The organism is Aminobacter sp. P4_H6_2 (assembly GCF_056400805.1).
The window spans coordinates 1-5022 of sequence record NZ_JBFUKO010000393.1; the positions used below are offsets into that span (position 1 = coordinate 1).

The following is a 5022-nucleotide window of genomic DNA, read 5'->3' on the forward strand; positions in this document are numbered from 1 at the left end:
CCTACAAGGAGTTCCGCCAGTTCTTCGAGAAGGACCGCGCTCTGGTGCGGCGCTTCCAGAAGATCGACGTCAAYGAGCCGACSRTCGASGACGCCATCGAGATCATGAAGGGCCTCAAGCCCTATTATGAGGAATTCCACAAGGTCAAGTTCACCAACGAGGCGATCAAGGCCGCCGTCGAGCTTTCGGCGCGCTACATCAACGACCGCAAGCTGCCCGACAAGGCGATCGACGTGATCGATGAGACGGGTGCCTCGCAGATGTTGCTGCCGGAAAACAAGCGCAAGAAGACCATCGGCATCAAGGAGATCGAAGCGACGATCGCCACCATGGCGCGCATCCCGCCCAAGACTGTCTCCGCCGACGACGAAAAGGTGCTGGCCGGCCTCGAGGTCGAACTGCAGCGTGTCGTCTACGGTCAGGATACCGCGATCACCGCCCTTACCTCGGCGATCAAGCTGGCGCGTGCGGGCCTGCGCGAACCGGAAAAGCCGATCGGCTCTTACCTGTTCTCCGGCCCGACCGGCGTCGGCAAGACCGAAGTGGCAAAGCAGCTGGCCTTGTCGCTGGGCGTCGAGCTGATCCGCTTCGACATGTCGGAATATATGGAACGCCACACCGTTTCGCGGTTGATTGGCGCGCCTCCCGGCTATGTCGGCTTCGACCAGGGTGGTCTGCTGACCGACSRSRTCGACCAGCATCCGCATTGCGTGCTGCTGCTCGATGAGGTGGAAAAGGCCCATCCCGACCTGTTCAACATCCTGTTGCAGGTCATGGACCACGGCAAGCTGACCGACCACAACGGCAAGCAGATCGACTTCCGCAATGTCATCCTGATCATGACGACGAACGCGGGCGCGTCGGACGCGCAACGCGCGGCGATCGGTTTCGGTTCGACAAAACGCGAAGGCGACGATGTCGAGGCGATCAACCGGCTGTTCACGCCGGAGTTCCGTAACCGCCTCGATGCCATCATCCCGTTCGGCTCGCTGCCGGTGCCGGTCGTGCATCAGGTCGTGCAGAAATTCGTCATGCAGCTGGAAGCGCAGCTTTCCGAGCGTGGCGTGACCTTCGACCTGTCGCCGGATGCCATCGCCTGGCTCGCCGAAAAGGGTTACGACGAACGCATGGGCGCGCGTCCGCTTGGCCGCGTCATCCAGGAGCACATCAAGAAGCCGCTAGCCGACGAAGTTCTGTTTGGAAAGCTCAGGAAGGGCGGCACGGTACGTGTCACCGTCGAGAAGAAGGAAACCGGCGAGACCGGCCTGAAGCTCGAGACACTTGCCGACGAAGTGCCGGTCAAGCCGAAGAAGGAAGACCCGGCCGACCGTCCGAAGCTCAAGAAGGCCTCTGCCAAGAAGCCGGTCGCCAAAAAAATTGTGGCGTCGTCGAAACCCAGGCCCGATCCCAAGGGCAAGGATGGCGGCAAGCGCAGCCTGGTTCCGCAACTTCCCCGCAAGGGTTGATCTCAAAACGAAGAAGCCCCGGAAACGGGGCTTCTTTTTTGCTGTCAGGGTTCTGGTGCTCAGGCGACTACTGGACTCTCGACGCGATTTCTCCCGAGCCTCTTCGCACGATAAAGCCATGTGTCAGCTTCCCTGATCATCTGCTCCGCCGATATCGGTCCGCCGTCTACGGTCGCCACACCTATGCTTACGGTGGCGCGCAATCCGGGCTCGGTGAAGGCTGTGGCTTCGACCGCGGCGCGCAGGCGCTCGGCGAGGATCGCAGCGTCGCCGGCGTTCAGATCCTGGCAGACGGCTACAAACTCCTCGCCACCGTAGCGGAACAGACGGTCGCCGCTGCGCAGCGAGCTGGTCAACGAACGCGCGACATCCTTGAGCACCTTGTCTCCCGCCACATGTCCGTGCTGGTCGTTGATGCKCTTGAAGTGATCGATGTCGATCATCAACAGGCTCACTGGTTTGCGATCCGTCAGCGCCCGATCGATTAGCGACTGCGCAACCGTCTCGAACTGGCCTCGGTCGCTTGTGCCTGTCAGCGTGTCCTTGCCGGTCTTCTGCAGCAGGTCCTCGTAGCGGTGGCGGAATGTCAGCCTGTCGAACACCCTCAGCAGAGGCTCGGGGCCTGCCAGTGTCGGGCTGGTTTCGATATAGCGGAGATAGATGACAAGCAGCGCGCTATAAAGTGCTGCCGCCGCCATCTTGGCGATCCAGCCGCCGTAGAGCGCGCTGAAAGGCACGCCTGACACGAGATGAAGCCCGAAAAAGAACATCAGCTGGTCGAATGAGAGCACAAGCGCTGCGCTGAGAAAAATGCGCTTGAACAGCGTGTTGGCGATGCGCTGCCCGAGTTTTTCATAGATCAGGATGAGCGCGATGGTGTCCAGGAAGAGCAGGGCAGTGCCCCAGATCATCAGGACGCCCATGTCGTCCAGAAAGGTCAGGTCCGGCTGGTGTCCAGGCATCTCCGCGACATCGCCATAGAGGCGCAGGACCAAGGCCAGCGCCACCATCAGGCAATTGCCGATCAACAGCCCGTAGATCGGTTGGCGCACAGTCTCGGCGTCCTCTTTGATGTAGAGCAGCAAGAAAATCATCAGCTTGCCTGAAAACATCACCGTCGAGCCCGGCGAGATCAGGCCGAAGGGCAGTTGCACGAAGAAAACTGCCGCCAGATAGGTCTCGAGGAAGTGCATCACCCCAAGCACGCAAACGAAGATCCCGATGCCATATCTGTGGCGGGAATGGAACACCGCGGCCATGGTCACGAAGTATATGAGCGCCTGCAAAACGAGCAGAAATGCACCTGTCATGATGTGGCTGTTCCTCGCGTCCCATAGAACGCGTACCTGCACAATGACCGTGCGTAAACCGTTAAAATCCACCTTTCTCCAGTCGTTGCCATGACATCGCGATCGCTGCCTTTGCGGTCACAAGCCGCAAGTCATTGCGCCAAAAAGACTAAACGCTGACTTGTCCGATTGCCCATGCTATGCGCCTCGGCAATGCTTGCTGACGACGCATCTTCATCGCCTGGTATTTCGACACGCCGCTTGTGGTATCTGCGCGGTGCTCGCGCAGCTTTCTCCGTCCCTGGCCTGATCCTGGCCAGCGCCTTCATCGGGTTTGCCGGGCTTGCCAAGGAGGCGGGGCTGACGCTCGCCCAGACCGTCTTCATGGTCGGCATGGTGTGGGCGCTGCCGGCCAAGGTCGTACTGATCGGCGCGATACTGTCGGGCGCGTCGCTGCCCGCGGCGGCCTTTGCCGTCGCGCTGTCGTCGATCCGGCTGACGCCCATGGTGGTGGTGCTCGTGCCCGAGCTTCGCGGACCGAAAACACCGCGCTGGGTGCTTTATTTCTTGTCGCATTTCGTTGCCGTCACCTCCTGGGTGCTGGCCATGGAGCGGCTGCGCGGCATCCCGCGCGAGCTGCGCACCAGCTATTATGCCGGGCTCGGCTCGACGCTTGTGCTGTTCAACATGCTTGTCGCGGGCGTCGTTTATCTTCTTGCCGACAGCCTGCCGCCGGCAGTCTCCGCCGCGCTCTTCCTGCTCACGCCGATGTATTTCCTGACTTCGCTGTGGGGTTCGGCGCGCGAGCGGGCAGGGCATGTGGCGATGGTCCTGGGGCTCATCCTTGGCCCGCTGCTCCACCTTGTCGTGCCTGGCTTCGACCTGCTCGGAGCCGGGCTCATCGGCGGGGGCGCGGCCTTTGCCTTCCACCGCCTGTCGCGTCGGAGAGCGCCGGCATGACCTTCGACTCAATCGACACCTGGTGGTGGCCGTTCCTGTTCATCCTTGTTGGCGGGTGGCTGGCCACCGATGCCTGGCGTTTCCTCGGCGTGTATCTTGGCGATCGTATCTCCGAGGACTCGGATCTTCTGGTGCTGGTACGCGCGCTCGCCACTGCGCTCGTTGCCGCCGTCATTGGCAATCTGATCGTATTTCCCAGTGGAGCGCTTGCCGACACGGCACTGGCGCTGCGCATCGCCGCCGCCGCCTGCGGCTTTCTTGCCTACCTTTTTCTCGGGCGAAAGATACTGGTCGGCATTATCGCAGCCGAAGTGATCTTGCTGGCGGGGATGTGGCTTTCGACCTAGCGGCTAAGATGGTGACGCTGGCGCCAGCGACCGCAACGCGGGTGGACGCGGCTATCTGAAAGCGTTCTGTGATTTCGATGTTCAGGCCTTCAGCGCTGCCTTGATCTTCTCCGCGTTCGCCGCCAGAACGTCGGGCTTTTCCATCTCGCCTGTATGCGGCTTGAGCGGCACGCCTTCGAAGCGCGGGATGACGTGGACGTGCAGGTGGTAGACCGTCTGTCCGGACGCGGGTTCGTTGAACTGCATGACCGTCACGCCGTCGGCTGCAAAAGAAGCCTTGACCGCCTTGGCCAGCTTCTGGACGGCAATGGTGAGTTGGCCGAGCGTCGCAGGGTCGGCGTCGAGCAGGTTGCGGGAGGGAGCCTTGGGGACCACGAGCGTATGACCGGTGCCTTGCGGCATCACGTCCATGAAAGCCACCACCGCCTCGTCTTCATAAACCCGGTGCGAGGGGATTTCGCCGCGCAGAATCTTGGCAAAGATGTTGGTTGGATCGTACGCGGTGCTCGACATGGCCTATCCCGTTTGCTGCGGTTTCGTGGTCGATGTTTCGGCGCTGGTGCTGCGGACGTCAAGCCGCGAGAGGCCGAGAGGAGCAGAGTTGACCTATATCTACCTGATCATTGCGGTGGCCTTTGAGGTCGTCGCCACTTCGGCGCTCAAGGAAACACAAGGGTTCACGAGGCTTTTGCCATCGCTTGTCACGGTCGCAGGCTACGCAGCCGCCTTCTATTTCCTGTCGCTGGTCCTGAAAGTGATGCCTGTCGGCATTGTCTACGCGATGTGGTCGGGTGCCGGCATCGTCTTCATCACGGCGATTGCCTGGGTCTGGTTCCGCCAGTCGCTCGACCTGCCTGCGCTGCTTGGAATTGCCCTGATCATGGCCGGCGTCATCGTCATCAACCTGTTTTCGAAATCAGTCGCGCACTGACCGCAGATCAGTCGCGTCGGAACGGGCCG

General features: G+C 61.3%; 6 protein-coding genes. 4 read left to right on the forward strand and 2 right to left on the reverse strand.

Features of this window, described 5'->3' with window-relative positions; translation table 11 throughout:
- Positions 1 to 1466, forward strand: a 1466-nt coding sequence (locus tag AC1DUU_RS22585) for an AAA family ATPase (RefSeq protein ID WP_476785623.1), incomplete at its 5' end; no start/stop codon positions are given.
- A 59-nt stretch (positions 1467 to 1525) separates the two neighbouring features.
- Here the strand turns inward: AC1DUU_RS22585 and AC1DUU_RS22590 are convergent.
- Positions 1526 to 2776 (reverse strand): GGDEF domain-containing protein, encoded by a 1251-nt coding sequence (locus tag AC1DUU_RS22590; protein ID WP_476785624.1) that lies wholly within the window; start codon positions 2774 to 2776, stop codon positions 1526 to 1528.
- A 192-nt stretch (positions 2777 to 2968) separates the two neighbouring features.
- Between AC1DUU_RS22590 and AC1DUU_RS22595 the strand changes: the two genes are divergently transcribed.
- Positions 2969 to 3715, forward strand: coding sequence for an AzlC family ABC transporter permease (locus tag AC1DUU_RS22595; protein ID WP_476785625.1), 747 nt, complete (start codon positions 2969 to 2971; stop codon positions 3713 to 3715).
- Entirely contained in the window at positions 3712 to 4062 is a 351-nt protein-coding gene (locus tag AC1DUU_RS22600) for an AzlD domain-containing protein (protein ID WP_476785626.1), read from the forward strand. The genes AC1DUU_RS22595 and AC1DUU_RS22600 overlap by 4 nt, the downstream gene beginning before the upstream one ends.
- 81 nt (positions 4063 to 4143) lie before the next feature.
- Here the strand turns inward: AC1DUU_RS22600 and AC1DUU_RS22605 are convergent, their stop codons facing one another.
- Entirely contained in the window at positions 4144 to 4575 is a 432-nt protein-coding gene (locus AC1DUU_RS22605; protein ID WP_476785627.1) for an HIT family protein, read from the reverse strand.
- Between the two features lie 88 nt (positions 4576 to 4663).
- On the opposite strand from AC1DUU_RS22605, the gene AC1DUU_RS22610 reads away from it, so the two are divergent.
- Positions 4664 to 4993, forward strand: coding sequence for a DMT family transporter (locus tag AC1DUU_RS22610; protein ID WP_476785628.1), 330 nt, complete (start codon positions 4664 to 4666; stop codon positions 4991 to 4993).
- Positions 4994 to 5022: the final 29 nt, after the last annotated feature.